Source organism: Weeksella virosa DSM 16922 (assembly GCF_000189415.1).
In the GTDB taxonomy this organism is placed as follows: Bacteria; Bacteroidota; Bacteroidia; order Flavobacteriales; family Weeksellaceae; genus Weeksella; species Weeksella virosa.
Map to the genome: position 1 here is coordinate 1,183,402 of NC_015144.1, position 16,303 is coordinate 1,199,704.

The following is a 16,303-nucleotide window of genomic DNA, read 5'->3' on the forward strand; positions in this document are numbered from 1 at the left end:
TAATAGAAAAATGCCATGTCGAATATCTATGTACAATATGGTTTTATAGCTATTGTTTTTATGATTGCCGTTTGGTATATTGTAAAAATGATAAAAGACGCAATAAAAGGAAAAAAACAATGCAGTAAAGGTTGTGGATGCTCCTCAACAATAGAACCTAAAGACAAGTAAAAAAAAGTGTACCGCTCTGGGATACACTTTTTTATGTTGATTCTATTTATCAATAATTACGAATAGTAGATTAATAATCTTCTTTGCTCGTTAAACCTTTTACAATAGCAAGTGCAGAAGACGTCCCGATACGCTTTACACCCAAGTCGATCATCTTTTTTGTTTCTTCGTACGAGCGAACACCACCCGAAGCTTTTACAAGAAGTGGACCGGCATTATCTAACATAAGCTTTATCACATGTTCATTAGCTCCATTGGGTTCACCATTTGGGGTTTCGAAAAAACCTGTAGATGATTTCACAAACACACGGTCTGCTTGGTCTTCACCAATTTTTTCGATAACAATATTTCTAATCAACTGAGTAATACGAACAATTTCTTGATCGGTAAGAGCAGCAGTTTCGATAATCCATTTGATAATTTTTCCTTCTCGTAAAGCAACACGTGTGCAAGATTCTATTTCTTCGCTCACTTTTTCTACATCGCCTTTTTTGTAGGCGGTATAGTTGATCACAAAATCCAATTCATCTGCTCCATCGGCTATGGCTTTTTGTGCTTCACGTAATTTTTCATCAACCTCTGCAGTTCCTTCTGGGAAATCGATGACCGTCCCGAGTCGCACATTAGAGGCATGTGCATCTAACAACTCGCGTACCGATCGAACATAATCGGGCCGAATCATTACCGCATAAAAACCATTGTCTATAGCTTCTTGGGTGACTTCGTGTACTTTGTTCAACGTTTCTGAGTTCGAAATTCCGGCTTGTTCGGGTGTTTTCAAATAGGTTGAATCTAAATAATCTTTAACAGTCATTTTATTGCTTTGCTTAATAATCTTTTTTATCTGTTTTTCATCCAACCAAAACTTGATCGAATGTGGTTTTAATTTATTAAGTTATTGCGAAACAATTTCGAAACTAATCTTCGATTTATTATAGAGTGTTGATTTATAGAGTTTTATCTCGAAATACTACCCAGAAACTTCTTTCGTTTACGAATTGTCTCGTAACGCAAAGTTATAATTAATAATGCTAATAATTGGAAAATGATCACTCGGACCTCCGAAATAATTTTTACCTCTGAAAGTGTTTTGTGGTTGTGTTGAGGTGTTTATGTTGTTGAAAATAAATTTGTTAGGGTTGAAAATTTGTGATTTTTTCCAATGAAAAAAAGAATCTTTTTTTATGAAATTTTTTGAAAATAACATTTGGTCAAAGATTAAACGTTGTTTCTTGTACACTATTGTACCCGTGTCGTAATTCATCATTTTCACAAAAGGATTGAATAAATCATTCGACCGAACATCTTGTAAATTTGCTTTCGTAGACAAGATGTTAATCAGTTGAGAGTTATTCGGTGTATCATTAAAATCTCCCATCATTACGATATTGGGCTCGTGCTCTTTTGCGTACAAAATATCCAACTCATTTTTCAGGACTTGTAGGATATTTGATCTTTTGTGTTGATTGAGCAATCCTCCTCTTCTAGAGGGTAAGTGTAGTACATATAGATGCAAAATTTCATCACAATGCTTTGCTTTCACCCACAAAACATCTCGGGTATACGACCGGATTCCTAGTGTATTACGAAAAACAACGCGAATTGGTTTAGAGTCTAGTATTGTAGTTTCATCTTTTTTGTATAACAATGCTACATTGATATTTCGTTCATCGAGCGAATCGTAGAAAATATAATCATACCCATCCGAAAAAAGCTGTGGATGAGATACAATATCTTCTAAAACTAATGCGTTTTCTACTTCGGCCAAACCAATAAACGTAGGAGAACTTCCGGTTTCTTGTCTCCCAAGATGATGAAGCGTTGTGCAAACTTGGTCAAGCTTTTTTGCGTACCGACTTGTATTCCATTTTTGTTTATTGCCCACTATAAACGATTCTTCGTCGGTAGTATGTAATTGTCGAGCATAAAAATTCTCAACATTATAAAAGGCAATTGTAAACTGTTTCAAAACTATTAATACTTCAATATTTTTATATTTGCAAAAATGATGCAGAAATAGAAAAGATAGTAAAACTTTAATGACCATACAATATTTATTCGAACTTTTTGGAACCGTAGTGTTTGCAATTTCAGGAGCTTTGGCCGGAGATGAAAGACAAAAACACGATTGGTTTGGGATTACTTTTATTGCTTTTATTACTGCAATCGGTGGCGGAACGCTAAGAGATTTATTTCTTGATAGCCATCCGTTGGTCTGGATGGAAGACATGAACCTGATCTATGCGGTTTTTGTGGGTATTATTCTCACCGCTCTTTTTACCAATGTACTGTCGCGTTTGCGAACAACGCTATTGCTTTTTGATACAATTGGAATTGCACTTTTTACCATTGTAGGATTAGAAAAAGCACAAAGTTTCGGTGCCAATAATTTTATATCGGTCCTGATGGGGATGTTTACCGCAGTAATGGGAGGCGTTTTGCGCGATGCACTTATCAGTAGAACGCCAATAATTTTCATGAAAGAAATCTATGCAACAGCATGTATTTTGGGTGGTGTCCTATATTTAGTACTCGATTCTTTTGGTTGCAACCGTAATATAAATTTCGTAATTTCGGGTGTTGTTATTGTCCTGGTTCGGATGCTAACAGTACGTTATAATATTTCACTCCCTAAGTTTTATAAATGAAAGAACTACAAAAATTCGATCCTACAATCTGGCAAGGCCGGAAAGATGAAGAAGATGGTTTAGATGGCATCCGAATGCACCAAATTATACAAGAATACCAAGAAGCAGAAGCTTATAAACAAGTCTTATTGGGTTTTGGTTCGGATGAAGGAGTGAAACGAAATAAGGGTCGAGAAGGCGCTGCCGAAGCTCCGAACGAAATCAGGAAAGCTTTGGCAAATTTACCCGTGCATTTTAACCCTATCGAAAAATCAATTGCCGATGCCGGAAACGTTCTTTGTATAGAGGGTGATTTAGAAAGAGCGCGTTTATTGCAAATAGATAAAGTGGATGAAATTCTATCCAAAAATCAATTACCAATTGTAATCGGTGGCGGACACGAAACATCTCTAGGAAATTATTTGGCACTTGCCAAGCACTATCAGAATATTGCGATTATCAATATCGATGCACATTTCGATTTACGTAGCCCAAGCCCCAAAACATCTTCGGGTACGCCTTTTTACGAGATGCACCAATTTTGTGAAGAAGAAAATCGCATCTTCGATTATTCTGTTTTGGGTGTGCAAGAAAACGGGAATACAATGGCGCTATTCAAACGCGCCGAAGTCTGGAAGGTGAATTACCATTTAGCAGACGAAATCCATTTTAATTTCGAACAAATGCTAAGCAATCTTCGACTGAAACTAACCTCGGCAGATGCGGTTTATCTTTCTCTAGATATGGATGTTTTTGATGTAGCTTATGCACCTGGAGTTAGTGCGCCAAGCATCAATGGGCTCACACCTTTTCAGGTAAAATACTTAGTAAAATTGATTGCGAAATCGGGTAAATTACGCTTATTCGATTTGGTGGAAGTGAATCCGAGTTTAGATCGAGATAATCAGACCTCGAAATTGGCTGCACATATGATTTTAGAGGCAATAAAGCAAGCTTAGAATAATTTTTTTTATTTTTTTGTAACTTTTTCTTTTTTTTTACGTATACCTAATATGTAGACGCATTACATTATGCTTTCTACTTGTAAAATATATACGCAATTAATATATTTTTTTTAGAGATTTAGTTTAATGAGACAGCTTAAAATTACCAAACAGGTTACCAATCGAGAAACCGCATCGTTGGACAAATATTTACAAGAAATTGGGAAAGTAGATCTGATTACCGCAGAAGAAGAAGTAGAATTAGCACAACGCATAAAAGCAGGAGACCGTGTAGCGTTAGAGAAATTAACAAAGGCAAATTTGCGTTTTGTGGTATCAGTAGCGAAACAATACCAGAACCAAGGACTAAGTTTACCCGATTTAATTAACGAAGGAAATTTAGGTTTGATAAAAGCTGCACAGCGTTTTGACGAAACACGTGGTTTTAAGTTTATTTCCTATGCCGTTTGGTGGATTCGTCAATCTATTCTACAAGCCTTAGCAGAACAATCGCGTATAGTTCGTTTACCACTCAATAAAATTGGATCAATCAATAAAATCAATAAGGCTTATGCTTTATTAGAACAAGAGCATGAACGTGCTCCGTCTGCAGAAGAAATTTCCGAAGTATTAGATATGTCCGAAGGAGACGTAAAAGAATCTCTCAAAAACTCTGGTCGTCACGTATCGATGGATGCTCCATTGGTAGAGGGAGAAGACTCTAATCTCTACGATGTATTAAACATCGGTGAATCACCATCACCCGATAATACGTTGATGATAGAATCCCTACGAGTAGAAATTGAGCGTGCATTACAAACCTTAACACCAAGAGAGGCAGACCTTATCCGTTTGTACTTTGGTCTCAATGGAGCTCACCCGATGACTTTAGAAGAAATCGGAGAAACATTTGATCTAACAAGAGAACGTGTACGTCAGATTAAAGAAAAAGCAATCCGACGACTGAAACATACTTCGCGATCTAAAATCTTAAAAACTTACATCGGTCGATAAAAAATAAAAACACTAAATTTTCTATGGATTTAGTGTTTTTTTATATCTAAAAGAAACTATCAGAAAATAAAAAAACTGTTAAGAATAAGCGATTTTTTTATTCTTAAATTTGCTCAAATAAAACATAAAAAACTATGGCTATTATTGCTCCTTCTATTTTGGCTTCGGATTTCGCTCACCTAGGGAAAGATATAGAAATGGTGAACAATTCACAAGCTCAATGGTTTCATCTCGACGTGATGGATGGCGTTTTCGTACCCAACATTTCTTACGGGATGCCTATCATCGATCGTATCAATCAGCTGACAAATAAAGTTCTCGATGTACATTTGATGATTGTAGAACCAGAACGATACATTACGGCTTTTAGAGAAGTAGGTGCTGATATATTAACCGTTCATTATGAGGCAAGTACGCATTTACATAGGACCATTCAGGCCATAAAAGTGGAAGGGATGAAAGCAGGCGTGGCACTCAATCCGCATACACCTGTTTCGGTTGTAGAAGATATAATAGAAGAGCTAGACTTGGTGCTCGTTATGAGTGTTAATCCAGGGTTTGGAGGACAGAAGTTTATCGAAAATACCTATCGAAAAATCGAAAAATTAGCCGAGATGAAGAAAGAGTATAATCCTGGTTTGATTATCGAAGTTGATGGTGGAGTAAACACTGACAATGCACCGAAATTAACTGCAGCTGGCGCAGATGCTTTGGTTGCTGGAAGTGCTGTTTTCAATGCTGAAAATCCGACTGAATATATTGCAGAATTAGTCAAAGCATAGATAAAAATATATTTTTTTTCGACAAGAAATTATTCTATCAATAGCCCAAAGAGACTTGTTTCTTTGGGTTTTTTATTTGTAATAAAATCGATTAATTTAGCAGAATGAATCGGTACGAATCACCCAAAAAAAGCTTCACACTTGAAGAGATAAAAGATAAAATGGGACATTTTTGTCTTTATCAGGATCGTTGTTTTTGGGAAATTGAGCAGAAATTACGCGAATTTGATCTTATCCCCGAAGCCAAAGAAGAAGTAATTAGCAAGCTGTATCAATATGGTTTTATCAATGAAGAAAGGTTTACCAACCAATATGTAAGAGGAAAATTTAATCAGAAAAAATGGGGGAAAAATAGACTACGAATGGAATTGAAAAAAAGACAAATTCCAGAAAAAATGATTCTCGAAGCATTTCGATCAGAGATTGATCAAGATGACTATTATACAACCTTAGAAAAGTTAGCAGAAAAGAAATATTTGAGCTTGGAAAAAGAAAAAGAGAGTTATAAAAAACAACAAAAAATTAGAAGCTATTTGGCTTATAAAGGATATGAGTTTGATTTAATTCAAGAGGTTGTTGCTCGATTATTCGAAAAAAAATAATTAACTCAACATTTTTGCTCTATAAGAATTGCCGAAATAGCAATTTCCTGAGCTTCATCAAAGCTTCTCATCGCATTAATCCGCTTGAAACTTACCAATTTATCCAAGTCTTCTGTCCTGATAATCACAGGTAAAATGCCATGATTTTCGATCAGGTTCTGGCGCATACATCCTTCTAATAAAGGCTGTGAAGGAGTAAGCCATCGGTGTCCATCAAAAAAAATAAGATTGCAATAAGTGGTATCTGTGATCAAGTTGTTTTGTATCAAAACTAAATCTTGTGCGTTGTGTTCATCGAGTAACTGAGCAAAATAAGCTCGATTGCTAGATTTGTACGTGTAAGAAAAGGATGAATCAATCGTTACGGCACTAATTTTTTCTATTTCATCGATTTGATAATCAGTGGCTTTTACAGACAAAATTCGCTCATTGTACAAAACCCTTAACTTTTGTTTTCCACTGTGAAATTTTTGGGGGATATAATCTGCTAAATCGATAAAGTCTGTCGAACCAAAAATCATTTTACGCGTATGATTTAGGCGTCTGTTATGGTAACGCAAAAGCCGAGGTTTACCGTCGATTAGGCAAATAGTCTCAACAAATGGGTACGTATATTTTCTGTAACAGTTCTCTATATTCACTTTCTGCATTGCTTTTACTGGTAATTCCACCACCACTTTTGTAGTATAAATCACCGTTTATGTTTTCTATAAACCGAATCATAACTGCACTGTCGAGGTTTTTACCATCGAAAATGCCAAAAACGCCTGTGTAATAATTTCGGTCATATTCCTCAGCTCTCAAAATCAGTTCCAAAGTTTTTGGTTTAGGCGCTCCACAAATTGAGCCAGCAGGTAAAAGCGCATCGAAAATAGTGCCCAATCGAGCTGTATAATCATCAGGTAAATCACCAACAATCTCCGAGCTTACTTGTAACAAAGTTTTTTGCGGGGTTTGAATTGTATCGATATAACGATACCGAGAAACCGTAACATTTTCTGCGATTTGACTTAGATCATTCCGAATCAGATCAACAATTGTCGCATGTTCTGCCGCCTCTTTTTCGTCTGATAAAATGCGTTTTTCCGCATCGGGAATCGTCGCATCGATCGTTCCTTTCATCGGATAAGAGAAAATTTTATTATCCTGTATTTTTATAAATCTTTCGGGAGAAAAGCAAACAAAGTTTTCGGTAAGAAGTTTGAATTTCGCATGCGAATTCTCGAAAATAAATGGCAAACTAGTTTTGGTTTTTATTGCCGTTGGTTGAGTAAGATTCAATAGATAAGAATCTCCACGGAGAATCGCCTCATGAACCAAATTGAATTTTTTCTGATACTCGGCAAACGAAATCGGTTTTTTTTCTAGTTCTATCGTTTGTGTAGAAGATTTTTTCTGGGTGTTTAGTTGATACCGAATGGTTTCGGGTAATTCTGAGAGCGGGTAAATCTCTGCTTCTGTCTTCAGAAAATTAATCATAAAGAAAAAGGGAACGCCTTGTTTCCCAAATGTATTCATGGTTTTGATGAATTCTTGCTGATTCATTAATGAATTGAATGTTGTGGTTTGATTGTTAAAGTTATCATTTTCTGTTGTCGTGGTAAGAATTATGACTTCCTCTATTTAGTAAAAAAAAATATCGTAATTTTGAATCATTAAAAATAAAAAATCTTTTATAAAAAAACTCCACAAAAATATGGTTTCCGAAGAATTATTAAAAACACTTCAGAATAGAAGATCGATATATCCGATAGAATATACCGATGAAAAAATATCAGAAGAAGAACTTAAGCTCTTGTTAGAGGCAGCAAATTGGGCACCAACCCATAAAAAGACCGAACCATGGCGTTTCAAGATTGTGCAAGGAGAAGGGAAAGAACGATTGAAAGAATTCATGAAACGCGTATATGTGCAGTCGACCTCTCCAGAAAAACTAAGTGAACGAAAGTTGAATGACATGGCCGAAAAATGTGATAAATCTCAGGCAATAATTCTCATTTCGTTTATTGATACCGGAAAAGTGCCAGAGTGGGAAGAGTTAGCTTCTACTGCAATGGCCGTGCAAAATATGTGGTTGATGTGCGGGACGCTGAACATCGGTTCTTATTGGTCATCGCCAGCAAATATTATAGCCAATATGGATGAGTTTACGCCAATGCAAGAAGGCGAGAAATGTGTTGGGATTTTTTATTTAGGTAAAGCAACTAAAAGAGAGCGATTAGCAGAACGTAAACCAATTGAAGATAAAGTTGTTTTTATCAATCACTAAAAACTGAAAAAAGGAAAGCTTATTCATGTATTGTGCTATGAGTAAGCTTTTTATAGATAGAATCAAAAAGGAATGTTTTTTTTCAGGGCTAGAATATAGCCAAAATGTATTCCTTCGTGTATATTGTTAAATTGGATAGCATCTTCTATACTTTCTAGTTTTGCTCCAAAACTTGTTGAGTACGGTTTGTAGTAAGCCAATTTCTCTGACCGATAATCCTTGTAGAGCAATTTTGGTGTTTGCTCTAGAACTTCTATTAGTTCTTCAACTTCCTTTTCGCTCATTTCAGTTGTTCCGATAGTGCCTTTCTTATAGCGTTCTATAAAACTCTTATCCACGTACATTTTGGTTTCTGTAAGATAGTACATAATAAGTTGCTGTGTGGCCAAAACATGAGCCGCATTCCAGAAAATATTATTTTTGAAACCAACTGGGATATACAACAGTTGTTGTAGAGAGTGGTTCTCGAGCTCATTAATAATGTTTTTTCTTATCAAGCCTAAATAATAGATCTGTTCCTCCATTTAGTTGGGATATTTTTAGCAAATTAGAAAAAAAATATGGTATTATAGTATAAAACAATTAAAATCAGTCAAGAAGATTTCCACTTCACAAGCTTATTGCCTAAATTTGTATGCTAAATAATGACTGAAAAATGGCTTATACAAGAGATCAGATAAATGAAGTTTTAGAAAGTTTGGGGATTCGCAATTGGATGCGAAATGCACAAGTGATGGGCGAAAAAATTATATTAGACATTGCTTCGCCAACACCTACTATGCACGAGCGCAAGCGCTTAGAAGTTGCAATCAGAAATGCTTTCAGAGAACATTTACCAGAAGCAGAATTACAGCTCAATATCACGGTAGAAGTTGAAGAAAAACCAAACGAAATAAAAGGAAACCCATTACCTGGAGTGAAAAATATTATTGCAGTAGCATCAGGAAAAGGAGGTGTAGGAAAATCGACCATGGCTTCTAATTTGGCAATAAGTTTGGCCAAAATGGGTTTCAAAGTAGGACTGTTGGATGCGGATATCTACGGTCCATCGATGCCAATTATGTTTGATGTAGAAGATGCCAAACCTTTTTCGGTAGAAGTTAACGGCAAAACAAAAATAAAACCAGTAGAAAATTACGGTGTAAAGCTTTTATCCATAGGTTTTTTCGCCGATACCGATCAGGCAATTGTTTGGCGTGGACCTATGGCAGCAAAAGCCCTTAACCAAATGTTGCGCGATGCACATTGGGGTGAGTTAGACTTTTTGCTAATCGATTTACCTCCTGGTACAGGGGATATTCACTTATCTATTGTTCAACAAATTCCGTTGACTGGTGCCGTAGTGGTAAGTACACCACAGCCCATTGCTTTGGCAGATGCACGCAAAGGAGTAGGAATGTTTGCGATGGAAGCGATTAATGTTCCAGTACTTGGAATTGTAGAAAATATGGCTTATTTTACTCCAGAAGAGTTGCCTAATAACAAATACTATATTTTTGGTCAAAATGGAGCAAAGAACTTAGCAGAAGATTTAGGTGTTCCTTTCTTGGGCGAGGTTCCTATAATTCAATCTATCCGTGAAGCAGCAGACGTTGGTCGACCAGCATCCTTGCAAGAAAATACAATAGCCGCGAATATTTATGCCAATATTGCCCGAAATACTGTTCAGAGTTTAGTAGAAAGAAATGACACCCTACCACCAACAGAAGTTGTTCGCATTACCAATATGGCAGGATGTTCAGCAATAAACAAAAACTAAAACACTATGAATACAGAACTTATTGATAATGTCCATAAAGCATTGGACGAAATCCGTCCTTTTCTTAATTCGGATGGTGGAGATATCGAACTTGTAGAGGTAAAAGATAATGTCGTAAAAGTAAGATTAAAAGGCGCCTGCACGTCTTGTTCTGTGAATCAAATGACCTTGAAAGCAGGGGTAGAAACTACTGTGAAAAAGTTTGTTCCAGAAATAATTAAGGTAATCGATGTATCGAGCCAAGAGAATGCCGGTGAAGACGAATCACATTCTACCGAACATTCATAGAAAAAAGAGAGTATTGTTCAACTAAAACTCGTTTCGACTGGAGCGAGTTTTATTTTGGCAAAGAATTTGACATTATTGTCAATACTAAACCAAGTGATATGTATATGAAACGAATTTACAGTGTGCTTTTTGTTTTTATGTTGATGATAAGCACACAGGCACAGTTCAACTTCAAATCGGGTGAGTTTTTAAAATATAGAATTCACTATTCTGGCCTGAATGCTGGTTTCGCAACACTGAATGTAAAAAACATGAAATACGATGGTCGCGACCATTTTCATATAGTAGGAAAAGGAAGCTCTTCGGGTGCAGTAAGGGCTTTCTACAAGGTAGATGATGTGTATGAAACATTTATAGATAAAAGCATTTTCAAGCCCACAAAATTTATAAGAAATATTAGCGAAGGAGGTTACGAGCGCTATCAGATTTATTACTTCAATCATAGCGACCAATATGCGATTGTAGATGATGTAAAACGTAACAAATCGGCATCGGTGAAGTTTTTTGGTGAAGCTTACGATTTACTATCGGTTGTGTATTCTTTGCGTAATGAAGATCATACGAAACTGGTCGAAGGACAATTTCTCGATCGGAATATTTTCTTGGGCGATGAAACCTATAAATTCAGAATAAAAATTTTAGGTAGAGAAGAAAAGAAAACTAAATTTGGTAAAATCAACACAATTATGATCAGACCTTATGTGCAAGAGGGACGTGTTTTTAAAGAATCCGAGAGTGTAACAATGTGGATTACAGATGATGCAAATATGATTCCGGTTTCGGTAAAAGCTTCCTTGGTCGTAGGGTCACTTAATGCAGATATTTATGAATATAAAAATCTGAAATATCCAATCAATTTTGTAAAATAAAAAATTACTTAGAAATATACTGTAAAAAGGTTTCGGCACTAATCATTTCAGCACCCAGGCTTTCTAGGTGTTCGGTGTAGACTTGGCAATCAATCAGGTCGTATTCATGAAAGTTCGTTGCTATAAAATGGATAAAGCCTGCTTTCGAAGCATTGCTTACTTTGCTAAACATGCTCTCACCGCAGAAAACACGTCCTACCTCTATCCCATAAAAACCGCCGACTAAGGTGTCTTCTTCCCAAACTTCGATACTCTTTGCCCACCCTAAACGATGCAACTCTACGTATGCCTCGATCATTTCTTCGGTGAGCCATGTTCCGTCTTGATTTTTGCGAGGAATCTCTGCACAAAGTCTGATAACTTGTTCGAAGGCCAGGTTTTCGGTAAAATGAAATTGCTGATTGCGAAAAACTTTCCGCATCGTTTTAGATACTTTTAAATTCGCTGGAAAAAGAACAAAACGCTCTGGAGGAAACCACCACAAAATAGGATCCTCCTGATTGAACCAAGGGAAGATTCCTTTGCTATACGCCAATAGCAAGCGTTCCGGAGACAAATCACCACCAATGGCTAAGATTCCTTCTTCGCTTGCATGTACATAATCTGGGAAATAATTATCAGTAGAATTGAGCCAAATCATAATAAAAAACGTGCCTTTACGACACGTTGTATTGTTTAAGATTTTCCTTAAAAAGGTAAATCATCATCATCATTACTAAAATCTGTCGGTGGAGCAGGGGTAATTTGCTGGTATTGGTCTGGAGACGGAGCAGCATCGGCCAAGCTTTCGATTCTCCATCCCTGAATAGAGTTGAAATATTTAGCTACACCCTCTGGGTTAATCCATTCACGACCACGAATATTGATTGATATACGAACCTCTTGTCCTTCTCTGTAATTGTTTAATAAATCGGTTTTGTCTTGGGTAAATTCTACCAAAATATCTTGAGGATATTGTTCTTGCGTTGTAATAACGATTTCTCTTTTCTTGAAACTTGCTGTAATGTTTTGAGTTTCAAATATTTTCTTGATTCTTCCTGTAATTTCCATATAAATCTTACTTCTTTGATACAAAGTTAGTAGATTTCAACAAATAAAAAATTTTGTGTTAGATATTTTGTCAATAAAAATATTAATGTATATTTGCAATCTCAAATGCGGGCGTGGTGGAATTGGTAGACACGCTAGACTTAGGATCTAGTGCCGCAAGGTGTGAGAGTTCGAGTCTCTCCGCCCGTACTGTAAAAGCTTCAATTAGAAATAATTGGAGCTTTTTTTATGCTCGAAAAGTTTAGTTATATAACTCAAAAGCTTCAATGTTTAGGTTTTTTTTAACAAACAGGGGTGGTTTTTGGTGTGTTAATTGCTTGATGTATAAGTAATAACATAAAATATAAAAAAATGAATGCACAAGAGTTAGAAGGAAAATGGAAAAGAATCAAAGGAGCTGTAAAAGAAAAATACGGTGAGTGGTTCGACGATGATAAAGTATATGTAGAAGGAAAATGGGATCAAATAGTCGGGAAAATCCAAGAAAAAACTGGAAGAACCCGTGAAGATATCGAGAAAGAAATTAAGAATTGGAAAGAGGATTAATATCGAATATCTGTCAGAAATACTTTAGAAAACTGGAATTGTTCCAGTTTTTTTTATATAAGAATTATTACTCTTGACCACAAAAAAAGCGTCTCTAGAAAAGAGACGCTCAAACTAAGTTTAAACTTAATTTACCAACCTAAAACCTATGAAAAATAACTAAGCTTATTCCAAATATAAGGATTAAGTAAGAATTTCCTCCACAAGATAGCTAAGTGTTTTTTATTTGCAAGAAGATAATCTACATTTTAACTAAATTTTATTATTGATTTCGTAGCCAACTCTACTTATACCACACAAATGAATTGTGGGTTATTCTGCTTAATTTCTTGTACCACAGCCTTAATATGAGGATATGAAGGTTCATTTTCAAGACTTTTTAAAGTACTACTATTGATGCCAATAATTTGTAAAAATTTAACTTTTCCGTGAGGTGTTTCTATTTCTCCAAGCTCAGGATCTTTTATAAAAATAATTCCTACAATATCGTTATCGGTATCTTGTCGAATTGTACCCCCCAAGGGCATGAACTGAAATTCATCAAAATATATTTTTGTTTCATATACAAACCGACCCAAGTTCTGCAATACATTTATTGCCCAAAAAGGATCTTCGCCATGGTCTTTTGCCGATGGTTTTACACGAAAAGAAAACTCGAATCCCCATTTACTGTATTCCCCCGAAATAGCCTCTTCGTTGTAATATAAATGAGACATACCATAGCTAATCAGATGGTCGTAATGATCAGTTCTATAAATAGCCACGCCGTCCAAAGCATCTTCTCCACCTTCGAAACTCAATACATGTGGAGAATAGAAATTTGGCGTAGCATTGGGGTAGATTTTCTTCAATGCATCCTCGATAAATAGGGCTCCTACAGCTTGCTTCTTGTTGTAGGTCGATTGGTATGATTGTAAATCCATAAAAGATTTTGGTGTGTTATTGACTGTCTTTTTCTGCTTGCATAAAAGCCTCGGCTTTTTCTACCATATTTTTAGAGCCGCAGAAAAATGGTACACGCTGATGTAGTTCGGTTGGTTGAATATCCAAGATTCTATGAAAACCGTCACTAGCTTTTCCGCCAGCTTGTTCTGCAATAAAAGCCATCGGGTTACACTCGTACAAGAGACGCAATTTGCCATTCGGATTATTGGTTCCAGATGGATAAATATAAATACCTCCTTTCAGCATATTTCTATGGAAATCTGAGCATAAAGACCCAATGTAACGAGAAGTGTAAGGGCGTTCGCCTTCTTCTTCTTGACAATATTTGATGTATTTTTTTACTCCAGCCGGGAATTTAGCATAATTTCCTTCGTTGATCGAATAAATATTTCCGTCTTCAGGAATTTTCATGTCAGGGTGAGAAAGATAAAACGTACCGATTCCAGGGTTAAGCGTAAAACCATTTACTCCGTTTCCGGTGGTATACACTAACATGGTAGAAGTACCGTATACAATATATCCTGCTGCTACCTGTTGATTACCAGGTTGTAGAAAATCTTCTTGCGTTACAGGTGTACCAGGTTCGGAAATTCTTCGGTAAATAGAAAAAATTGTTCCTACCGAAACATTTACATCAATATTAGATGACCCATCGAGCGGATCGATTAAAACAACATATTTACTGTTTTTGGCATTCGTAGTACAAGGAATTTCTATATAGTCTTCGTTTTCTTCAGAAGCAATTCCGCAGACCACTTCTCGTTGTGAGAGCGTGTCGATAAACACTTCATTAGCGTAAACATCTAATTTTTGTTGACGTTCTCCTTGCACATTCTCTTCACCATATTCGCCTAAAATATTCACCAAGCCAGCTTTGTTTACTTTGTAATTAACGATTTTGGTGGCTAATTTTATGGAACTTAGTAATCGGCTAAGCTCACCACTCGAATACACAAAATCATCTTGTTTTTGGATGATGAATTCGCCTAAAGTGGGATGGGTGTTTTGTGTCATAATAGTTTATAAGTTTGTTTAGCAAAATTAGGAAGATATTTTAGGATTTGAAAGTTTTATCGGGTTGATATATTTCTTGCTTATATTTCCTTATTTGTTTTTTTGTTCTGAGTACATTCTATTATAAATCGGTAAGTTGCGTATCTTTACAGACTAAATAAATAGCGAATCTACAAATAGAATGAAGGTATATAAATTTGGAGGAGCATCGGTGAAAGATGCAGAAAGTATCCGAAACGTTGCGCAAGTTTTGCAAAAAGTAGGTTATTCGGATGTTTGTATGATAATTTCTGCCATGGGAAAAACTACCAATGCTTTAGAAGAGGTAGTGGCTTTGTATGTAGAGCAAGTAGATTATCAGACCAAAATAAACGAAATCAAAGAACAACATCTGCAAGTTGTTCAGGATTTATTCGATCAGCCCAAAAGAACAACGCAAGCGGTCGAGAATCTTTTTTCGGATCTGGAAGCTTTTTTAAGACGCAATAAATCGCCAAATTATAACTATATCTACGATCAGGTGGTGTGTAAGGGCGAGCTGGTCTCAACTACAATCGTAAGCGAATATCTCAACACTGTTGGCATTCATAATGCGTGGTACGATGTGCGAGAGTATATCAAAACTGATGATACTTACCGAGAAGGGCAAGTGGATTGGGAAAAAACACAAAAGGCTATCGCAACATTGCCAAAAGATAGAATGATTATTACACAAGGTTTTTTGGGATCGGATGCTAATTTTTTCACGACAACACTCGGTAGAGAAGGTTCTGACTATTCGGCAGCTATTTTTGCTTACTGTCTAGATGCAGAAAGTATGACAATCTGGAAAGATGTACCCGGTGTACTGAATGCGGACCCACGTTATTTTGAGGATACCGTTTTGCTCGATCGTATTTCGTACGAAGAAGCCATTGAGTTAGCATACTACGGAGCATCTGTCATCCATCCGAAAACAATGCAGCCGTTGCAAAATAAAAATATCCCATTTTTTGTGAAGTCTTTTTATGAGCCATTAGCTCCCGGAACTTCGGTAGGACAAGGCCAGAAAATTTCACCAAAAACAGCCTGTTATATCCTGAAAAAAGATCAACATTTATTGCATATTTCCAGTATAGACTTCTCGTTTATTACAGAAGAAAATTTAAGCGCAATCTTCAATGCTTTGTATGATGCGAAGATTAAAGTAAATTTGATGCAAAATTCAGCAATTAGTTTATCTTTATGCGTAGAGGATAAGTATCAACACCTAAACGAATTATTAAACCAACTCAACCATGACTATAAAATCTCACACGAAAAGGGTGTAAATCTATATACTATAAGGCATTATGATGATAATTCCGATCAGTGCCTTGCCGGTAAAGAAGAATTATTACGTCAAACGTTTAAAGAAACACTACAAATAGTAACCAAATCTTAA

21 protein-coding genes and 1 tRNA gene are annotated in these 16,303 nt (G+C 36.1%); 13 read left to right on the forward strand and 9 right to left on the reverse strand.

The window, feature by feature from the left end:
* The first annotated feature begins 15 nt into the window (after nt 1-15).
* Nucleotides 16-171 (forward strand): FeoB-associated Cys-rich membrane protein, encoded by a 156-nt coding sequence (locus tag WEEVI_RS11135; RefSeq protein ID WP_013598219.1) that lies wholly within the window; start codon nt 16-18, stop codon nt 169-171.
* A 70-nt stretch (nt 172-241) separates the two neighbouring features.
* On the opposite strand, the gene deoC is transcribed toward WEEVI_RS11135, so the two are convergent.
* Nucleotides 242-985, reverse strand: coding sequence for a deoxyribose-phosphate aldolase (deoC, locus tag WEEVI_RS05770; RefSeq protein WP_013598220.1), 744 nt, complete (start codon nt 983-985; stop codon nt 242-244).
* A gap of 177 nt (nt 986-1,162) precedes the next feature.
* On the reverse strand, nt 1,163-2,140 hold the full coding sequence (locus WEEVI_RS05775; protein WP_013598221.1) for an endonuclease/exonuclease/phosphatase family protein: 978 nt from the start codon (nt 2,138-2,140) through the stop codon (nt 1,163-1,165).
* Between the two features lie 70 nt (nt 2,141-2,210).
* On the opposite strand from WEEVI_RS05775, the gene WEEVI_RS05780 reads away from it, so the two are divergent.
* From WEEVI_RS05780 to WEEVI_RS05800, 5 genes are all read left to right on the forward strand, one after another.
* The gene (locus tag WEEVI_RS05780; protein WP_013598222.1) at nt 2,211-2,819 is read left to right on the forward strand and encodes a trimeric intracellular cation channel family protein; all 609 of its coding nucleotides are present in this window, start codon (nt 2,211-2,213) and stop codon (nt 2,817-2,819) included.
* Entirely contained in the window at nt 2,816-3,757 is a 942-nt protein-coding gene (hutG, locus tag WEEVI_RS05785; protein WP_013598223.1) for a formimidoylglutamase, read from the forward strand. The genes WEEVI_RS05780 and hutG overlap by 4 nt, the downstream gene beginning before the upstream one ends.
* Before the next feature lie 132 nt (nt 3,758-3,889).
* Complete coding sequence (locus tag WEEVI_RS05790; protein WP_013598224.1) at nt 3,890-4,756, forward strand: sigma-70 family RNA polymerase sigma factor; 867 nt, start codon at nt 3,890-3,892, stop codon at nt 4,754-4,756.
* Nucleotides 4,757-4,890: 134 nt separating this feature from the next.
* Complete coding sequence (rpe, locus tag WEEVI_RS05795; RefSeq protein WP_013598225.1) at nt 4,891-5,538, forward strand: ribulose-phosphate 3-epimerase; 648 nt, start codon at nt 4,891-4,893, stop codon at nt 5,536-5,538.
* A gap of 104 nt (nt 5,539-5,642) precedes the next feature.
* Nucleotides 5,643-6,140 (forward strand): regulatory protein RecX, encoded by a 498-nt coding sequence (locus WEEVI_RS05800; RefSeq protein ID WP_013598226.1) that lies wholly within the window; start codon nt 5,643-5,645, stop codon nt 6,138-6,140.
* A gap of 5 nt (nt 6,141-6,145) precedes the next feature.
* On the opposite strand, the gene WEEVI_RS05805 is transcribed toward WEEVI_RS05800, so the two are convergent.
* Complete coding sequence (locus WEEVI_RS05805; RefSeq protein ID WP_013598227.1) at nt 6,146-6,790, reverse strand: aminotransferase class IV; 645 nt, start codon at nt 6,788-6,790, stop codon at nt 6,146-6,148.
* Entirely contained in the window at nt 6,735-7,685 is a 951-nt protein-coding gene (locus WEEVI_RS05810; RefSeq protein ID WP_013598228.1) for an aminodeoxychorismate synthase component I, read from the reverse strand. The genes WEEVI_RS05805 and WEEVI_RS05810 overlap by 56 nt, the downstream gene beginning before the upstream one ends.
* A 151-nt stretch (nt 7,686-7,836) precedes the next feature.
* Between WEEVI_RS05810 and WEEVI_RS05815 the strand changes: the two genes are divergently transcribed.
* Nucleotides 7,837-8,409 carry a nitroreductase family protein gene (locus tag WEEVI_RS05815; protein WP_013598229.1) on the forward strand — a complete coding sequence of 191 codons (573 nt, stop codon included), beginning with the start codon at nt 7,837-7,839 and terminating at the stop codon, nt 8,407-8,409.
* 62 nt (nt 8,410-8,471) lie between these two features.
* On the opposite strand, the gene WEEVI_RS05820 is transcribed toward WEEVI_RS05815, so the two are convergent.
* Nucleotides 8,472-8,933, reverse strand: a complete 462-nt coding sequence (locus WEEVI_RS05820; protein WP_013598230.1) for a DinB family protein — start codon at nt 8,931-8,933, stop codon at nt 8,472-8,474.
* 131 nt (nt 8,934-9,064) lie between these two features.
* Here WEEVI_RS05820 and WEEVI_RS05825 point away from each other — a divergent pair, with 131 nt between their 5' ends.
* From WEEVI_RS05825 to WEEVI_RS05835, 3 genes are all read left to right on the forward strand, one after another.
* Complete coding sequence (locus tag WEEVI_RS05825) at nt 9,065-10,168, forward strand: Mrp/NBP35 family ATP-binding protein (RefSeq protein ID WP_013598231.1); 1,104 nt, start codon at nt 9,065-9,067, stop codon at nt 10,166-10,168.
* 6 nt (nt 10,169-10,174) lie between these two features.
* Entirely contained in the window at nt 10,175-10,456 is a 282-nt protein-coding gene (locus WEEVI_RS05830; protein WP_013598232.1) for a NifU family protein, read from the forward strand.
* A 104-nt stretch (nt 10,457-10,560) separates the two neighbouring features.
* Nucleotides 10,561-11,325 (forward strand): DUF3108 domain-containing protein, encoded by a 765-nt coding sequence (locus tag WEEVI_RS05835; RefSeq protein ID WP_041942102.1) that lies wholly within the window; start codon nt 10,561-10,563, stop codon nt 11,323-11,325.
* Between the two features lie 4 nt (nt 11,326-11,329).
* Here the strand turns inward: WEEVI_RS05835 and aat are convergent, their stop codons facing one another.
* Together aat and WEEVI_RS05845 are read right to left on the reverse strand one after the other, a co-directional pair.
* The gene (gene aat / locus WEEVI_RS05840; RefSeq protein ID WP_013598234.1) at nt 11,330-11,965 is read right to left on the reverse strand and encodes a leucyl/phenylalanyl-tRNA--protein transferase; all 636 of its coding nucleotides are present in this window, start codon (nt 11,963-11,965) and stop codon (nt 11,330-11,332) included.
* A gap of 47 nt (nt 11,966-12,012) precedes the next feature.
* Nucleotides 12,013-12,375 carry a DUF3127 domain-containing protein gene (locus tag WEEVI_RS05845; RefSeq protein ID WP_013598235.1) on the reverse strand — a complete coding sequence of 121 codons (363 nt, stop codon included), beginning with the start codon at nt 12,373-12,375 and terminating at the stop codon, nt 12,013-12,015.
* Nucleotides 12,376-12,482: 107 nt separating this feature from the next.
* Between WEEVI_RS05845 and WEEVI_RS05850 the strand changes: the two genes are divergently transcribed.
* Both WEEVI_RS05850 and WEEVI_RS05855 read left to right on the forward strand, forming a co-directional pair.
* Nucleotides 12,483-12,564: transfer RNA gene (locus WEEVI_RS05850), tRNA-Leu, on the forward strand.
* Between the two features lie 162 nt (nt 12,565-12,726).
* The gene (locus WEEVI_RS05855) at nt 12,727-12,921 is read left to right on the forward strand and encodes a CsbD family protein (RefSeq protein WP_013598236.1); all 195 of its coding nucleotides are present in this window, start codon (nt 12,727-12,729) and stop codon (nt 12,919-12,921) included.
* 287 nt (nt 12,922-13,208) lie between these two features.
* Here WEEVI_RS05855 and WEEVI_RS05860 read toward each other — a convergent pair whose 3' ends face one another.
* The gene (locus WEEVI_RS05860; protein WP_013598237.1) at nt 13,209-13,844 is read right to left on the reverse strand and encodes a suppressor of fused domain protein; all 636 of its coding nucleotides are present in this window, start codon (nt 13,842-13,844) and stop codon (nt 13,209-13,211) included.
* A 16-nt stretch (nt 13,845-13,860) separates the two neighbouring features.
* Entirely contained in the window at nt 13,861-14,880 is a 1,020-nt protein-coding gene (fbp, locus tag WEEVI_RS05865; RefSeq protein ID WP_013598238.1) for a class 1 fructose-bisphosphatase, read from the reverse strand.
* Between the two features lie 181 nt (nt 14,881-15,061).
* Here fbp and WEEVI_RS05870 point away from each other — a divergent pair, with 181 nt between their 5' ends.
* Nucleotides 15,062-16,303: an aspartate kinase gene (locus WEEVI_RS05870; RefSeq protein ID WP_013598239.1), complete on the forward strand. Its 1,242-nt coding sequence runs from the start codon at nt 15,062-15,064 to the stop codon at nt 16,301-16,303.